This window comes from Neotabrizicola paludis, from assembly GCF_044142105.1.
In the GTDB taxonomy this organism is placed as follows: Bacteria; Pseudomonadota; Alphaproteobacteria; order Rhodobacterales; family Rhodobacteraceae; genus Pseudogemmobacter.
This window is the reverse complement of record NZ_JBGTYM010000001.1, coordinates 709,005-723,354: the sequence shown is the minus strand read 5'-3', so window position 1 is coordinate 723,354 and position 14,350 is coordinate 709,005. Positions and strand designations below refer to the sequence as shown.

The 14,350-nt window shown below is 65.4% G+C and carries 17 protein-coding genes; 4 read left to right on the top strand and 13 right to left on the bottom strand.

Annotated features, from left to right (window positions below; genetic code table 11):
• Positions 1–28: 28 nt before the first annotated feature.
• The 6 genes from ACED67_RS03415 to guaA all read right to left on the bottom strand — a co-directional run bounded on the left by ACED67_RS03415 (position 29) and on the right by guaA (position 5,527).
• Entirely contained in the window at positions 29–904 is an 876-nt protein-coding gene (locus tag ACED67_RS03415) for an ATPase (RefSeq protein ID WP_395540125.1), read from the bottom strand.
• A gap of 112 nt (positions 905–1,016) precedes the next feature.
• Positions 1,017–2,123, bottom strand: a complete 1,107-nt coding sequence (locus ACED67_RS03410; RefSeq protein ID WP_395540124.1) for an OmpP1/FadL family transporter — start codon at positions 2,121–2,123, stop codon at positions 1,017–1,019.
• 96 nt (positions 2,124–2,219) lie between these two features.
• On the bottom strand, positions 2,220–3,134 hold the full coding sequence (locus ACED67_RS03405; RefSeq protein WP_395540123.1) for a DMT family transporter: 915 nt from the start codon (positions 3,132–3,134) through the stop codon (positions 2,220–2,222).
• 112 nt (positions 3,135–3,246) lie between these two features.
• Positions 3,247–3,519, bottom strand: a complete 273-nt coding sequence (locus ACED67_RS03400; RefSeq protein ID WP_395540122.1) for a putative quinol monooxygenase — start codon at positions 3,517–3,519, stop codon at positions 3,247–3,249.
• Entirely contained in the window at positions 3,516–3,974 is a 459-nt protein-coding gene (rpiB, locus tag ACED67_RS03395; RefSeq protein ID WP_395540121.1) for a ribose 5-phosphate isomerase B, read from the bottom strand. Before rpiB ends, ACED67_RS03400 begins: the two co-directional genes overlap by 4 nt.
• Positions 3,971–5,527, bottom strand: coding sequence for a glutamine-hydrolyzing GMP synthase (guaA, locus tag ACED67_RS03390; protein ID WP_395540120.1), 1,557 nt, complete (start codon positions 5,525–5,527; stop codon positions 3,971–3,973). Before guaA ends, rpiB begins: the two co-directional genes overlap by 4 nt.
• A gap of 253 nt (positions 5,528–5,780) precedes the next feature.
• Here guaA and ACED67_RS03385 point away from each other — a divergent pair, with 253 nt between their 5' ends.
• Positions 5,781–7,313, top strand: coding sequence for a trimethylamine methyltransferase family protein (locus ACED67_RS03385; RefSeq protein WP_395540465.1), 1,533 nt, complete (start codon positions 5,781–5,783; stop codon positions 7,311–7,313).
• Positions 7,314–7,384: 71 nt separating this feature from the next.
• Here the strand turns inward: ACED67_RS03385 and ACED67_RS03380 are convergent, their stop codons facing one another.
• Positions 7,385–7,669 (bottom strand): DUF6477 family protein, encoded by a 285-nt coding sequence (locus tag ACED67_RS03380; RefSeq protein WP_395540119.1) that lies wholly within the window; start codon positions 7,667–7,669, stop codon positions 7,385–7,387.
• Positions 7,670–7,901: 232 nt separating this feature from the next.
• On the opposite strand from ACED67_RS03380, the gene ACED67_RS03375 reads away from it, so the two are divergent.
• Positions 7,902–9,023 (top strand): DUF6456 domain-containing protein, encoded by a 1,122-nt coding sequence (locus ACED67_RS03375; protein WP_395540118.1) that lies wholly within the window; start codon positions 7,902–7,904, stop codon positions 9,021–9,023.
• A 211-nt stretch (positions 9,024–9,234) separates the two neighbouring features.
• Here ACED67_RS03375 and ACED67_RS03370 read toward each other — a convergent pair whose 3' ends face one another.
• On the bottom strand, positions 9,235–9,921 hold the full coding sequence (locus ACED67_RS03370; protein ID WP_395540117.1) for an aquaporin: 687 nt from the start codon (positions 9,919–9,921) through the stop codon (positions 9,235–9,237).
• A 141-nt stretch (positions 9,922–10,062) separates the two neighbouring features.
• Here ACED67_RS03370 and lipA point away from each other — a divergent pair, with 141 nt between their 5' ends.
• Positions 10,063–11,013 (top strand): lipoyl synthase, encoded by a 951-nt coding sequence (lipA, locus tag ACED67_RS03365; protein WP_395540116.1) that lies wholly within the window; start codon positions 10,063–10,065, stop codon positions 11,011–11,013.
• Between the two features lie 78 nt (positions 11,014–11,091).
• On the opposite strand, the gene ACED67_RS03360 is transcribed toward lipA, so the two are convergent.
• The 5 genes from ACED67_RS03360 to hpt form a co-directional block, all read right to left on the bottom strand.
• Positions 11,092–11,337, bottom strand: coding sequence for an N-(5'-phosphoribosyl)anthranilate isomerase (locus ACED67_RS03360; RefSeq protein ID WP_395540115.1), 246 nt, complete (start codon positions 11,335–11,337; stop codon positions 11,092–11,094).
• A 32-nt stretch (positions 11,338–11,369) separates the two neighbouring features.
• Positions 11,370–11,999 (bottom strand): glutathione S-transferase family protein, encoded by a 630-nt coding sequence (locus ACED67_RS03355; protein WP_395540114.1) that lies wholly within the window; start codon positions 11,997–11,999, stop codon positions 11,370–11,372.
• Complete coding sequence (locus ACED67_RS03350; protein WP_395540113.1) at positions 11,996–12,892, bottom strand: cytochrome c; 897 nt, start codon at positions 12,890–12,892, stop codon at positions 11,996–11,998. The genes ACED67_RS03355 and ACED67_RS03350 overlap by 4 nt, the downstream gene beginning before the upstream one ends.
• Before the next feature lie 63 nt (positions 12,893–12,955).
• Positions 12,956–13,141 (bottom strand): hypothetical protein, encoded by a 186-nt coding sequence (locus ACED67_RS03345; RefSeq protein WP_395540112.1) that lies wholly within the window; start codon positions 13,139–13,141, stop codon positions 12,956–12,958.
• The gene (gene hpt / locus ACED67_RS03340) at positions 13,138–13,683 is read right to left on the bottom strand and encodes a hypoxanthine phosphoribosyltransferase (RefSeq protein ID WP_395540111.1); all 546 of its coding nucleotides are present in this window, start codon (positions 13,681–13,683) and stop codon (positions 13,138–13,140) included. The genes ACED67_RS03345 and hpt overlap by 4 nt, the downstream gene beginning before the upstream one ends.
• A gap of 214 nt (positions 13,684–13,897) precedes the next feature.
• On the opposite strand from hpt, the gene ACED67_RS03335 reads away from it, so the two are divergent.
• Complete coding sequence (locus tag ACED67_RS03335; protein WP_395540110.1) at positions 13,898–14,350, top strand: type II toxin-antitoxin system RatA family toxin; 453 nt, start codon at positions 13,898–13,900, stop codon at positions 14,348–14,350.

Genomic DNA, 14,350 nt, shown 5'->3' with positions numbered 1-14,350 from the left:
GTCTATCTGGGGCGGCGGCTGCGGCCGATCAAGCGGCGCGGCGGTCCAGCGCGCGGGCGATCAGGGCGTCGAAATCGCCAGGCATTCGGACGCCGGCCACTTCATCCGCCGTCACCGTGACGCCGCGCCGCGCCATGGCGCGGTAGCGCGGCTGGCGATGGGCCAGCAGGCGGGCATAGCCGAAGCGCAGGAAGGCGTCGGGGTCGATGCGGTCTTCGGGCAGGCCGGTCTGGGCCAGGTATTCGGCCCAGAGGCCCGCCAGGAAGGCCGGATTGTAATAGATCGGCTTCGGCGCACGGTCGAAACGCGCGATCAGCTGGTCGCGATGCGCCTCGGTCCCTTCGATCCAGACCATCAGCAGCGTGTCTTCCAGTTGCGCCAGGACCGGGTCGGCGGGATCGTCGGGGCTGACCACCTCGCAGATCGAGCCGGAGCTGTCGCAGATGAAATTCGCATAGCCATACAGTTCCTGCGCGCGGCTGATGAAGCGCGCCGTGTCCAGCGTCGCAGCCACTTCGGCGGCCCGGTGCTCCTCTTGCCGGCGGCAATATTCGGCAAAGGGCAGGCCACCCTTGGCCGGATCGCCCGGCTTACCGAGATAGGTGGAGAGCGGCGCCAGATTGTCGAAGGTGATGTTCGAGGCGATATAGACGGAGTCCGTCAAGAGAAGCTCGCGCAGGAGCGGCACTTTCATCGCCTCGCGCTTGAACATGTCGGCGATGTATTCGCCCATGTAATGCGTGCCGATGCGGTAATCGACCGAGTAGTGGAACCAGCCGCCCGCCGGACCCGGGCTTTCACGCAGGAGGTTCGACAGATAGGTCTTGCCAAGGCCGGACATGCCAAAGAGGAGAACGCGCTTCTGCGCCGCCTCGAGATAGTCCTTGCCGTCGCGGTAGATCATCGCCTGGTCCCGTAGAGTGCTGCCCCCTGTTAGCGCCGCGCGGGCAGGGCGGCAATGTGAAAACCCCGCCCGGGCCCGCCGGACGGGGTTTCGATCGCACAGTCAGGCAGGATCAGAAGGACCAGCCGACCTTGATGCCGACACCGACGGCGGTGTTGTCGCGCATGTCGGCAACCGCCGTGTCGGGCGTGCCGACCTCGGCATAGGCATCGCCAAGCTTGGTGTAGTTCACCCCCATGGTGAGCTTCATGTTGTCGCGGGTATAGACCGCACCAAGGGTCACGCCCATCTTGCCATTGGTCGGCGCCAAGGGCGAGACGAGGCGATCGGAACCGCCATCTTCATAGCTGAACGAGATCGAGCCGGCCCAGTTGTCGTTGAACTTGCGGCCCACGCCCAAGGTGTAGGTCGTGGTATCTTCAAGGTCGATCAGGCCGCCGCCGGTGGCGCCGGTGAACCAGACCGGATCGACGCGGAAGGCCGACCAGTCCGCCCAGCGGATCTGGCCGAAGACGAGCGTGTCCTTGGCCACGCCCGACTGGAAGTCGAGGTTGACGCTTTGCGGCAGTTCCACTTCGGTCACAGAAGTGGGCGCGACCTGCACATTGCCCATGCGTTCGGTCGTGTCGAATTCGTGCTTGATGGCCGAATTGTAGGTCAGCGCGACGCGCAGCGCGATCTCGGGCTTTTCATAGGCGATGCCGACCAGGTATCCGGGGGCGATGTCGCTGTCGAGCGTCACGTTGTAGCCATTGACCGGGCCATAGGCGAGACCGCCCAGGCCGATGAACCCGTCGCCTTTGTCGGCGCGGACGCCGCCATGGACCGAGAAGCCGCCGTCGAACTTGTAGCGCAGGATCGCCGCCAGGCTGGTCGCGCTGGCCTCGGCCTTGGTACCGCCCAAGAGAAGTGAGGTCGGCGCATAAAGAACGTCTGCGCCGAAGGGCTGATCCAGGTTCAGCGCGAACGACACACGGTCGTTGATGTCGTATTTATAGCTCAGCGCGATCTGGGAGTAGTCATTCCCAACGCTTCCGGTCGGGCCGCCTAACAGGTCGGTGCCATCGACCGACGGCGTGACCGAGCCGAAGGACAGCTCGAAATAGCGGCCGGTCTCGAACAGCGCGCCCAAGCCCTGACCGGAGCGGTCGATGCCACCAGCCATGGCGCCGGAAGCGGAAAGGGCGACCAACGCGCTCGTCAGATAGATCTCTCTCATATGTCCTCATCCCATGGTGCAGGATTTCCCCTGCAGAAAGGCTAGCACTGGTCGGCCTTTGTACAATCCGTGACGCCGCGTCACGGTTCCGTTACCCTACGTTGATGTTGCAGTTCGGCCAGCCGAAGCGCCGCGCAGTGACAGCCAGTTGGCGAAAAGGATCAGCAGCGCGCCGACAGCCAGACCCAGGGTCAGCGGTTCGTCAAAAATCAGCGCGGCAAGCACGGCGAGAAGCGGCAGGCGGGCGAAGTCGATCGGTACGACCTGGCTTGCAGGCGCCAGCGCAAGCGCCGAGGTCAGGCAGAAATGCGCGGAAAGCCCGGTGGCGCCGATGACCAGAAGCCAGGGCAGGGTCCTGCCATCGGGCAGGGTCAGTTGCCCGTCCCATCCCGCCAGGATAAGACCGAATCCCGCCTGGAACACCACCAGCCAGAACAGGATGGTGACGATGTCCTCTTTGCGGGTCAGCCGCTTGGTGATGATGGTCGTGGCGGCGAAGAACAGGGCGGCGGCAGCGGCGGCAAGGAGTCCCGGCTCGATATCGCCGAAATCGGGCCGCGCGACGACCATCACGCCGCCCAGGCCGATCAGCGCTGCGATCAGCCGCGTCACGGTCAGCCTTTCGCCGAGGAACAGCGGCGAGAACAGAACGACCCAGAGCGGTGCGGAAAACTCAAGCGCGATCACCTGCGCCAGCGGGATCGAGGCAAGGGCGAAGAACCACAGCGATTGCCCGGAGAAATGCACGGCGTTGCGGAAGGCATGGGCATGAAGACGCCGCGCCCGGATGCGGTGCAACTGGCCGAAGGCGGCGGTGACGGCCAAGACGATCACGATGCCCAGAAGCGAGCGAAAGGCCAGAATCTCGAACGTGTCGTGACGGTCCTTGACCATGCGCCCGGCAATCGCCATGGCCGAGAAAGACGCGATGGAGCCGAGCATCCACAGCCCGGCGCGCAGAAGCTGCGGCGCGGCGGCGGCGGTTGCGGACTGGGCGGCAGGGGATTGCATGGCGACCATCTCTGGTCAGCGCCGCAGGATTGTCCAGAGCGCCCGGGCCATTGTCGCTAAGGCCCTGTTTTATATCCAACGGGTGCTGCGCCTGGGCCACGCCCGCCTGCGGTCAAAGACCAGTGATGCGATAGTCGCGGCGAATGCCCGCGGTGGCGGCGTGCCAGGCGCTTGCGCGTGCCCGGGTCTGATGCGCCTCGAAGGCCGCCTTGTCCGTGAAGCTTTCCGCAACCTGCCAGACCAGCGGGTCATCGGTTTTCGTCACCGAGAAGGACAGGCAGCCCGGTTCTGCCCGCGTCAGCCACAGATGCTCGGGCAAGTGCTGGCGCACCAGATCGGCCTCGTCTGCAGTGGCGCAGATCAGACGGCCCGATAGGCTGATCACGCCTGATCTTCCAGCGCGGCGATCATGTCGACGCGGCGGCCATGGCGCCCGCCCTCGAATTCGGTCGCAAGGAAGGCGTCGACGATCTCAAGCGCAAGCCCCGTGCCGACCACCCTGGCGCCCAGAGCCAGCATGTTCGCGTCATTATGGGCGCGGATCATGCGGGCCGAGAATGTTTCGGAACAGACGCCGCAGCGGATGCCGCGCACCTTGTTCGCCGCCATCATGATGCCCTGACCCGTGCCGCAGATGATGATTCCCAGCGCGCAATCGCCCGAGGCGACGCGGCGGGCGGCGGCCTCGCCATGTTTCGGATAGTCGGTGCTTTCGGTCGTGACCGGGCCGATATCGACGATCTCGAAACCCTTGGCCGCGACATGGGCGGCAATGGCCTGACGCAGGTCGATGGCGGCGTGGTCCGAGGAGAGGACGATGCGTTTGGTGTTCATGGTCATTCCAGCTCGATCGTGCCCGGGGGCTTCGAGGTCACGTCATAGAAGACGCGGTTCACGCCCTTGACCTCGTTGATGATCCGCGTCGCGGTTTCACCAAGGAAATCATGGGTGAAGGGGTAGTAATCGGCGGTCATGCCATCGACCGAGGTCACGGCGCGCAACGAGACGGCATAGTCATAGGTGCGCCCGTCGCCCATCACGCCCACGGTGCGCATCGGCAGGATGGCGGCGAAGGCCTGCCAGATCTCGTCATAAAGCCCGTGCTTGCGGATCTGGTCGATATAGACCGCATCGGCGCGGCGCAGGATTTCCAGCTTCTCACGGGTGATCTCGCCGGGGCAGCGGATCGCCAGGCCGGGGCCGGGGAAGGGGTGGCGGCCGATGAAGCTGTCGGGCAGGCCCAGTTCGCGGCCCAGGGCGCGGACTTCGTCCTTGAAGAGCTCGCGCAGGGGTTCGACGAGCTTGAGGCCCATCTTTTCCGGCAGGCCGCCGACATTGTGGTGCGACTTGATGGTGACCGAGGGGCCGCCCGAGAAGGAGACGCTTTCGATCACATCGGGGTAGAGCGTGCCCTGGGCCAGAAACTCGGCGCCCTCGATCTGGTTGGCGTATTTCTGGAACACATCGATGAACAGGCGCCCGATGGTCTTGCGCTTGACCTCGGGGTCCGACACGCCTTCCAGCGCGCCCAGGAACAGGTCGCTTTCATCGGCATGGATCAGGTTCAGGTTGTAGTTCTCGCGGAACATCCGCACGACCTGCTCGGCCTCGTTCAGCCGCAGCAGCCCGTGATCGACGAAGACGCAGGTCAGCTGGTCGCCGATCGCCTCATGCAGCAGAATGCCGGTGACGGACGAGTCGACGCCGCCCGAGAGCGCGCAGATGACCTTCTTGTCGCCGACCTGCGCGCGGATCTTCTCGATCATCTCCTCGCGATAGGCGCCCATGGTCCAGTCGCCCTTGAACCCGGCCAGCTTGACGAAGTTCTCGTACAGCTTCGCACCGTTCGGGGTGTGGTGGACCTCGGGGTGGAACTGCACGGCATAGAAATTGCGTGCAGTATCACCGGTGATGGCGAAGGGCGCATTGGGCGAGGTGCCATAGACCTCGAAGCCCGGCGCGATCCGGCTGACATGGTCGCCATGCGACATCCAGACCTGTTCGGGGCCGTTCTGGAACAATCCCGCCAGAAGCGGAAGCGTCGCGTCGGTCTGCGTCACCTTTGCCCGGCCAAATTCCGCCGTGCCATGGCCGCCTTCGACATGCCCGCCCAGACAGTGCATCATCACCTGCTGGCCATAGCAGATACCAAGGATCGGCACGCCCAGATCGAAGACGCCCGCGGGCGGCATCGGCGCGTTCTCCCAATAGACCGAGGCCGGCCCGCCCGAGAAGATCACGGCCTTCGGCGCGAAGCTGCGCAGGAAGGCCTCGTCGACGCGGTTATAGGGATGGATCTCGCAATAGACCTTCAGCTCGCGCAGGCGCCGCGCGATGAGCTGGGTGACTTGCGAGCCGAAATCGATGATGAGAAGGCGATCATGCTGGGTCATGCGGTTCGCTAGCTTCTTGGTCGGAGAATCGCAAGAGGGCCAGAAGGCGCGCGTCTGGGCGATCCCGGAGGTTTTCCACCCCCGGTTCCCTAGAGGATCTTGGGGCCAGGATACCGGGCGGCGTCGTTTTCGACCCGGGGCGAGGTCGCTTTCGGCGGGCATGTGACGCAATCGGGGGGCGGGCGGCGGCGCTTTGGCGGCATAAGGGGCCACGAAGAAGGCTCTGCGGGAGGCAGCAATGAGCGATGTGGATATGGCGGTTCAGGGCGGTCGGCGGGCGCGCGGCGGCGGATCGGCACGCCGGGCCGAGCGGACGGCGATCTCCTTCGAGACGGCGCGGTACATCGAGCGCAACATCCCGAATTTCGAAGTTCTGAACGAAGAGGCGCTGGCCGTGATCGAGGCCAATGCCGAGACGGTGCTGGAAGAAATCGGCGTCAATTTCGTGGAAAACCCCGGCGCGCTGGCGCTGTGGCGGGCGGCGGGTGCCGATGTGCGCGGTGAGCGGGTGCATATCCCGCGCGGCCTGGCCCGCAAGCTCTGCGCCACCGCGCCGAAAAGCTTTACCCAGCACGCCCGCAACCCCGAGCGCAATGTCGTGGTGGGCGGCAAGGGCCTTGTGCTGGCGCCGGTCTATGGCCCGCCCTTCGTGCGCGACGCCGAAGGCGGCCGCCGCTATGCGACGATCGAGGATTTCCGCAATTTCGTGAAGCTCGGCTATATGTCGAAATGGCTGCACCATTCCGGCGGCACGGTCTGCGAGCCGACCGATGTGCCGGTGAACAAGCGCCATCTCGACATGCTGCATGCGCATATGACGCTGTCGGACAAGCCCTATATGGGCTCTGTCACCGAACCCTCGCGCGCGGCGGATTCGGTCGAGATGTCGGAGATCCTGTTCGGCGGGCTGAACGACCGTACGGTGATGACCAGCCTGATCAACATCAACAGCCCGATGACCTTTGATGGCATCATGATGGGCGCGCTTGAGGTCTATGCCAAGGCCAATCAGGCCACCATCGTCTCGCCCTTCATCGTCGGCGGCGCCATGGCCCCGGTGACGGTGGCGGGCACCTTGACCCAGGTGCTGGCCGAGTGCCTGGCCGGGGTCGCCTATTCCCAGCTGGTCCGCCCTGGCGCGCCGGTGATCATGGGGGCCTTCGTGACCTCGATCGACATGAATTCGGGCGCGCCCACCTTCGGCACGCCGGAAGCGGCGCTGATCACCTATGGCGTCGGCCAGCTGGCACGGCGTCTGGGCCTGCCCTACCGCTCTGGCGGGGCCTTCTGCGGCTCGAAGCTGCCCGATGCCCAGGCGGCCTATGAATCGGCCAACAGCCTGAACATGGCGCTTCTTGCCGGTGTCAATTTCATGCTGCACGCCTGCGGATGGCTGGAAGGCGGGTTGGTCTCGTCCTACGAGAAATTCGTGATGGATGCCGACCAGCTTGGCGCGCTGCATGGTCTGGCCAAGGGCGTGTCTGTGGATGAAAACGCCCAGGCGATGGACGCGATCCGCGAGGTCGGGCCCGGCGGCCATTACCTTGGCTGCGCCCATACCCAGGCGAATTTCAAGACCGCCTTCTGGCGCAGCGATGTGCTGGACTACAAACCTTTCGAGACCTGGGAGGAAGAGGGCGCGCGCGACACCCAGGCGCTCGCCTCGGTCCGGGTCAAGAAGATGCTGGCCGATTACCAGCAGCCCGTTCTGGACGAGGGCATCCGCGAGGCGCTGGACGCCTATGTCGCGAAGAAGAAGGCCTCGATGCCGGACGCCTTCCTGTAAGCGCGCCTGACCGGCTGACCGGCAAGACGAGAAGATGGCCCGCGCCGCATCCCGGCTGCGGGCCTTTTCGTTCAGGCGGGCCGGGCAGGCGCCTGCAACCGCGCCTCGGCGATCAACGCCACCAGAACCTCGATATGGGCCGAGATCGAATAGGCCGCGTCGCCGCGCAGCCGCGTGTCCTCAAGCGCCGCCTCGGCAGCCAAGAGGCGCGGCAACACCTGTTCGGGACTGGTCTCGCCCGGCGTCAGCCGCCGCAGGTCGTGTGACCGGCGATACTCGGTCAATCCGAAGCGCACGGCGCGCATCAGAAGGCAGGGGCGCCGCATCTCGGCCAGGGTCTGTGTCACATCACGCATCGGAACCTCCGTCAGTGCAGCCGCCATGATGGGGCGCTGCAACCCAGCGTTGCGATACGGTCTGTTTCTCCGTTCTGCGGTTTCGCAGATGTTTAGGATTTGGTTACCATTTTGGCCCGGTGGCTTGAAGGCGCCGGAAGGCTGACGATCCGATAGCCAGCGCATGTTCAGGTTGAAAATTGTCGGCGCGCGGCTGCCAGCCGTCCGCGGGCGCCAATTCGGGACGACTGGTGTGACAGCACATGCCCCCCTTCCACCCTGGCTTCCCCCGCGGGTCAAGCTCTACCTCAATCATACCGAAAGCGGCACATCCCTCAGGGCGCTGGCCCGCGAGGCGGGGGTCAACGCCTCGACCGTGCTGCGCCAGGTTCGCCGCTACGAAAGCCGCCGCGATGATCCGCTGATGGATGGCGCCCTTGCCGCCTTGTCGCAGGCGGCGGGCGAAAAAGACCCGCAGGACATTCAAGAGAAGGACCAGCCGATGACCGCTCCGATCCGCGATCTCACTGCCATGCCCGATGAGGCCCATCTTCTGCGCGAAGGGCGTCGCGTGCTGCGCCGGTTGGTCGAGCCTGGTTCGGTGCTGGCCTTCGCGCCAGAGATGGAAAAGGCTGTGGTGATGCGCGAATTCCCCGACGGGCGTTCGGCGCGCACGGCGATCCTTGATCGCAGCATGGCCCAGGCCTTCAGCCTGAAAGACTGGATCGCCTGTCGCAAGCCGGGGCGGATCTCGACCTATGAAATCACCGCGGCGGGGCGGGCTGCGCTGAAACGCATGCTGGACGAGGACGATCGCTTGCGCGACGGTGCCGGGGCGGGCGGCTTGGCTGAGGCGGCGCAACCCTTTGCTGATCAACACAGAAGCTGGGGGCAGCGCAGGATTGTCGAAGACGGTGCCGTGCGCCGGACACGCTGCAACATCGCCGAAAGCCCGGTCGCGGTGCTGGGGCGGCGGCGCGACAAGGATGGCAAGGTCTTTCTCGAGACTGCGCTGGTCGAGGCGGCCGAACGGCTGCGCGAGGATTTCGAACTGGCGCAGATGGGGCCGCGCGTGGCGCAGAATTGGGAGCGATTTCTCACCGGCGGCGAAAGGGGCGGCTTCCGCCCTGAAAGCGGCGGTGCGGAAGGCCCGGCCCGCGCGCGCGAGCGGGTGGCGGCGGCGCTGCGCGATCTCGGTCCGGGGCTGGGCGATGTGGCGCTGCGGGTTTGCTGCTTCCTGGAAGGGATCGAGACGGCCGAGCGCCGCATGGGCTGGGCGGCGCGGTCAGGCAAGATCGTGCTGCGCATCGCGCTGATGCGCCTGCGGCGGCACTATGACGAGACCTATGGCCGCGCCGGGCCGCTGATCGGCTAGGCGGATGCGGTCGTGGGCGGGACGGAATCGCCCTGCACGGGGAAAGACCGACCTGTGCCTGCGAAATGTGCAGAGTTGCGGTTTCCGCGCAGATCGGGTGAAAACCTGGTCCCCGTCAGAGGAAAAACTGCGTTTCCATTCCAGACCATGGCAGTAGATGCAGTCCCGGCAGACCGGCCGGGGCTGCGCTCGTTGTTCTGACGATGACCCGTCAGTCGGCGCGGGTCAGGCCGATGCGGTTCACCATCCCGGCCAGCAGCCCGCCCGCAAGCGGCGCAAGGATGAAGACCCAAAGCTGCGACAGGGCGCGGCCGCCTTCGAGCAGCGCCGGTCCGATCGACCGGGCCGGATTGACCGAGACGCCGGTGACCTTGATGCCGACCAGATGGATCGCCGTCAGCGTCAGACCGATCGCCAGTCCGGCAAAGCCCGCGCTGGCGCCGGGGCCGGTGGCGCCCAGGATCACGGTGACGAACAGGAAGGTCATCACGACTTCGAAGGTCAGGGCAGAGGTCAGGCTGTATTCACCCAGGTAGCCCGGCCCATAGCCATTCGTGCCAAGCCCGCCCGTCCAGCCAGCGCTGCCCGAGGCGATCAGCCACAGCACCGTGGCTGCGGCCAGCGCGCCGATCACCTGCGCGATCACATAGGTCACGAAAGCGGCGGGCGTCATCCGACCCGCCACCAGCACGCCCAGCGACACGGCCGGGTTCAGATGCGCGCCCGAAATCGCGCCCAACCCATAGGCGGCGGCGACGATCGACAGGCCGAAGGCCAGGGCGATGCCGGTCAGGCCGACGCCACTGGTGCCATCGGCCCCTGCGATGACTGCTGCGCCGCAGCCGAAGAAGACAAGAATGAAGGTGCCGATCAGCTCGGCGGAAAAGGTTCTGGGCATGCGTCCCTCCTGTAGCCGGGTTGCGTCCCGGACATGGCCCCCCGGCGCTGTTGCGCAGGAGCTTTGGTTGCCTTGCGGCCAGGTTCAGCTTATGTCGGAGGACATCGCCCGGTCAGGGGGAAATTCTGGGGGGAAGCCACCATGCGTGACCTGAAACTGCCCGAAGAGCGCCATCCCGAAAAGGCGCATCGCCCCGACCAGTCGCAGCCCAAGAAACCGGCCTGGATCCGCGTCAAGGCGCCGACCTCGGAAGGTTATCGCAAGACCCGCGACATCCTGCGCGAGAAGAAGCTGGTCACCGTCTGCGAAGAGGCCGGCTGCCCCAATGTCGGCGAATGCTGGAGCCAGGGTCACGCCACCATGATGATCATGGGCGAGATCTGCACCCGCGGCTGCACCTTCTGCAATGTGGCGACCGGCAAACCGCAAAGTCTTGACGCTTTCGAACCGGGCCGCGTGGCGCATGCGGTCAGCGAACTGGGCCTGTCGCATGTCGTGGTGACCAGCGTCGACCGCGACGATCTGGACGATGGCGGGGCCGAGCATTTCGCCCAGACCATCCGCGCCATCCGCCATCGCAGCCCGACGACCACGATCGAAGTGCTGATCCCCGATTTCCTGAAATCGGCGCCGGGCGCGCTGGAAGCCGTGGTCGCGGCACGGCCCGATGTGTTGAACCACAATCTGGAAACCGTGCCCGGGCTTTATCCCGGGGTTCGGCCGGGCGCGCGCTACTTCCATTCCCTGCGGCTTTTGCAGCGGGTGAAAGAGCTTGACCCGGCGATGTTCACCAAATCCGGCATCATGGTCGGCCTGGGCGAGGACCGTCAGGCCGTCGGGCAGGTGATGGATGACATGCGTGCCGCAGATGTGGATTTCCTGACCATCGGCCAGTATCTGCAACCGACGCCCAAGCATCACCGGGTCGACCGTTTCGTCACGCCCGAGGAATTCGCCGCCTATGAGAAGGCCGCCTATGGCAAGGGTTTCCTCATGGTTTCGGCCACGCCGCTGACCCGGTCCTCCTATCATGCGGGCGATGATTTCGCCCGGCTGCGCGACGCGCGGCTGGCGAAACTGGGGCGCGCGTAAGTCGATCCTTCGCCGACGGATCGAAGCCGAGATTTCGTCAAAAACGCGACTGCGGATTTTCGGAGATACTCCGGCGCGTCAGAACAGCTTTTCCACCGGATCGCGGTTGCAGACCACGATGGACGGGTTGCGGGTCTCTAACAGGTGAAAGCCCCGGCGGCGCACCTCTGTGATGAAAAACCCGCGCCGGATCTCGTGATCAACCCCGGCAATCGAGCGGCGGACCACGCCGCTCCTCTCGGCGCGTGTCAAGAAAATCTGGGCGATCCAGGCTTCTGCGCTCGGATCGGCGGGGGAAGCGGAAAGGGCGGAACGCTGTCGCATCCCCCGATCCTGCGCCCGCAAGGAAACCCCGCTCAGGCCGGAGCGACGAAGGGCTGGCTGATCTCGGCAAAGACCGGCAGCGCCTCGGCCCGCGCCGCATGGGCATTGAGCGCCGGATAGCGGGTCGCGTCGAAGAGGTCGGGCAGGCTCTCGCGCAGATGGCGCAGCGCGCAGGCCAGGGCGATATCGGCATGGCTGATCTGCGCACCATACAGCCAGTCGCCTGGCGCGGCGGCGCGGGCTTTCTCCAAAGCCTGCAAGGTCGCGGCAATCTGCGCCTCGCGGCGCTGCACCAGGACGGGCGAGGCATTGTCATGCAGCCTCCGCTCGTAGAACAGGCTCACGAAACGGTCGGCCAGGCCGGTGACCAGTGCCGTCAGACGCCGCGCCTCGAAGGCCGTGTCGGGATCGGCGGGCCAGAGCCGGCGTTCGGGCCCGACCAGCCGGTCAAGATGGTCAAGGATGGCCTTGCTGTCGGTCAGCGCCACGCCGTCATCGGTGATCAGCACCGGCACGCCGCCCAGCGGGTTCACCTGCATCAGCATCTGCGCATCGCCAAAGACCGACCAGGGCCGGTGCTCGAAATTCAGGCCGTACAGCCGCAGCGCAATGCCCACCCGGCGCACGAAGGCGCTGTCATATTGCCCGATCAGGATCATCATTCCGCTGGCTCCACCCGCTTCAGATAGGCCGCCACCGCCACCGCATCCTCAACCGGCAGCTTGGCGTAATTTTCGACCACATGGGCCATATGGCCCCCGACCGAGTCATATTCCGGCGTGAAGCCGGTGGTCAGATAGGCCACGATCTCTTCCTCGCTCCAGCTCAGCTTGGCCGGCGTGATGTTCGGCACGCGGCCCTTGCCGGTCGGGTCGGAAGGATCCGCTGCCCCCGCCAGCCAGCGCGTGGTTTCCAGCCCGCCCAGCATGTCGCGTGGCGTATGGCATTCGGCGCAATGCGACAGCGCCTCGGCCAGATAGCGGCCGCGATCCTCGGTCGGCGTCAGATTGCCCGGCAGCGCCCAGTCCTGCGACAGATACAGCAGCTTCCAGCCGCCCAGCGCCATGCGGATGTTGAAGGGAAAGCCCAGTTCATGCACGGCGCTTGGCGTCGGGTCGGCGGGCAGGGTCTTCATATAGGCGAAAAGATCGGCCACGTCCTGCATCTGCATCTTGGCATAGGCGGCATAGGGGAAGGCCGGATAAAGATGCTCGCCCTCGGGCGACACGCCGCGCTTCACCGCCGAGGCGAATTGCGCCAGCGTCCAGCCGCCGATTCCCTGTTCGGGATCCTGGCTGATGTTCGGCGCGACGAAAGTGCCGAAGGGCGAGGGGAACTTCTGCCCGCCCTTCAGCACCAGCTGCGCCTCGCCCGTGGCCCCATCGGCCATATGGCAGGAGGCGCAGCCTGCGGCGGTAAAGATGCGCTGGCCCTTTTCGGCATCGCCTGTCAGCCCGGCAACATCCTGATCCGAAAGAGACTTTGGCAGGGTCAGCCAGAACAGCGCCCCCCCTCCGACAAGGGCCAGCAGCAGAAGGGTGCGGATCGGACGCATGGGCGGCTCCCGGGTCAGTATCGTTGCGGTTGTGCGTCAGCCTAGCCGCGCTGGCCGCCAATGTCAGTTGCCGAGCCGAAGCTTTGGCGAAGAATTGACCGTCAGCCAGTCGGGCCAGCCCCAAAACCATTCAATTCCTGCCAGCAACAGCGCCAGCGCCACGATTCCCAGCACCATCACAACCATCCGCTCCGAAGGCGGATGGGCCGCCCAGCGCTTGGCGCGGATCAAGAGGCGTGTGATGTTCATGCCTCGTCGGTGAAGCGCACCTTGCCGATATAGGGCAGGTTGCGGTTCCTCTGGGCAAAGTCGATGCCATAGCCCACGACGAATTCATCGGGGATCTCGAATCCGGTCCAGGTCGCCTTGATCGGCACTTCGCGCCGCGACGGCTTGTCCAGAAGCGCGCAGATCTCCAGCCGCTTCGGTTCGCGCGTCATCAGAAGCTTCTTCACATGGGTCAGCGTAAAGCCGGTATCGACGATATCTTCGACCACCAGAACGTCGCGGCCCGCAATCTCGCCGCGCAGGTCCTTGAGGATGCGCACCTCGCGCGAGGATTCCATCGCATTGCCATAGGAACTGGCCTCCAGGAAATCGACCTCGACCGGCAGGTCGATCTCGCGCACCAGATCGGCGATGAAGACGAAAGAGCCGCGCAGAAGACCCACCACCACCAGCTTGTCCGTGCCCCTGAAATGCGCCGTGATCTCGCGTGCCAGCGCCTCGACCCGCGCCGCGATGGCCTTGGCCGAGATCATCTGGTCAATCACATAGGGGCGTTGCGGCATGGCGGTCTGGTCCTGGCTGGGGCATCGGCCCCGCTTGCGGGACATCGTGGCCAAATTACAAGCGCAGGCTTTGCAAGGTCAATCGCGCGCCACGGCCCGGTGTGGCTGCCGTCATGCCGCAGCCTGGTTCCGGCCCGGCCGCGCCCTTCGGCCTTGATCTTCGTGGCCCCACGGGTCAAGGGAAAGGCAGACGCCTGAAAGCCCCAGAACGCCGATGCCAACCCATCACGAGACCAAGCGCCTGCCTTATACGGCCCAGCAGATGTATGATCTGGTGGCCGATGTGGCGCGTTACCCGGAATTCCTGCCCTGGAACGCCGCGGCCCGAATCCGGTCGCGCCGGCCCATCGAGGGCGGCGAAGTGATGGAGGCGGATCTGGTGATCTCCTTTAAGGTCTTCCGCGAGAAATTCGGCAGCCGGGTCACGCTTCTGCCCGGCGAAAAGCGCATCCTGACCGAATATCTCGACGGCCCGTTCAAATACATGAAATCGACCTGGGCCTTCCGCGACCAGGCCGAGGGCGGATGCGAGGTCGAGTTCTTCGTCGATTTCGAGTTCCGCAATGCGATCCTGCAGGGGATCATCGGGCTGGTCTTCAACGATGCCATGCAACGCATCGTGCGCGCCTTCGAACGCCGCGCGGCCGAATTGCACGGGGCGAAATAG

Excerpts from the sequence above, each read along its gene's own strand:
- ACED67_RS03345 (WP_395540112.1), bottom strand. The coding sequence starts at position 13,141 with ATGAACATCACACGCCTCTTGATCCGCGCCAAGCGCTGGGCGGCCCAT.
- ACED67_RS03350 (WP_395540113.1), bottom strand. The coding sequence starts at position 12,892 with ATGCGTCCGATCCGCACCCTTCTGCTGCTGGCCCTTGTCGGAGGGGGG.
- ACED67_RS03415 (WP_395540125.1), bottom strand. The coding sequence starts at position 904 with ATGATCTACCGCGACGGCAAGGACTATCTCGAGGCGGCGCAGAAGCGC.
- rpiB (WP_395540121.1), bottom strand. The coding sequence starts at position 3,974 with ATGACCATGAACACCAAACGCATCGTCCTCTCCTCGGACCACGCCGCC.
- hpt (WP_395540111.1), bottom strand. The coding sequence starts at position 13,683 with ATGCCGCAACGCCCCTATGTGATTGACCAGATGATCTCGGCCAAGGCC.
- ACED67_RS03410 (WP_395540124.1), bottom strand. The coding sequence starts at position 2,123 with ATGAGAGAGATCTATCTGACGAGCGCGTTGGTCGCCCTTTCCGCTTCC.
- guaA (WP_395540120.1), bottom strand. The coding sequence starts at position 5,527 with ATGACCCAGCATGATCGCCTTCTCATCATCGATTTCGGCTCGCAAGTC.
- ACED67_RS03380 (WP_395540119.1), bottom strand. The coding sequence starts at position 7,669 with ATGCGTGATGTGACACAGACCCTGGCCGAGATGCGGCGCCCCTGCCTT.
- ACED67_RS03355 (WP_395540114.1), bottom strand. The coding sequence starts at position 11,999 with ATGATGATCCTGATCGGGCAATATGACAGCGCCTTCGTGCGCCGGGTG.
- ACED67_RS03405 (WP_395540123.1), bottom strand. The coding sequence starts at position 3,134 with ATGCAATCCCCTGCCGCCCAGTCCGCAACCGCCGCCGCCGCGCCGCAG.
- ACED67_RS03385 (WP_395540465.1), top strand. The coding sequence starts at position 5,781 with ATGGCGGTTCAGGGCGGTCGGCGGGCGCGCGGCGGCGGATCGGCACGC.
- lipA (WP_395540116.1), top strand. The coding sequence starts at position 10,063 with ATGCGTGACCTGAAACTGCCCGAAGAGCGCCATCCCGAAAAGGCGCAT.
- ACED67_RS03360 (WP_395540115.1), bottom strand. The coding sequence starts at position 11,337 with ATGCGACAGCGTTCCGCCCTTTCCGCTTCCCCCGCCGATCCGAGCGCA.
- ACED67_RS03370 (WP_395540117.1), bottom strand. The coding sequence starts at position 9,921 with ATGCCCAGAACCTTTTCCGCCGAGCTGATCGGCACCTTCATTCTTGTC.
- ACED67_RS03335 (WP_395540110.1), top strand. The coding sequence starts at position 13,898 with ATGCCAACCCATCACGAGACCAAGCGCCTGCCTTATACGGCCCAGCAG.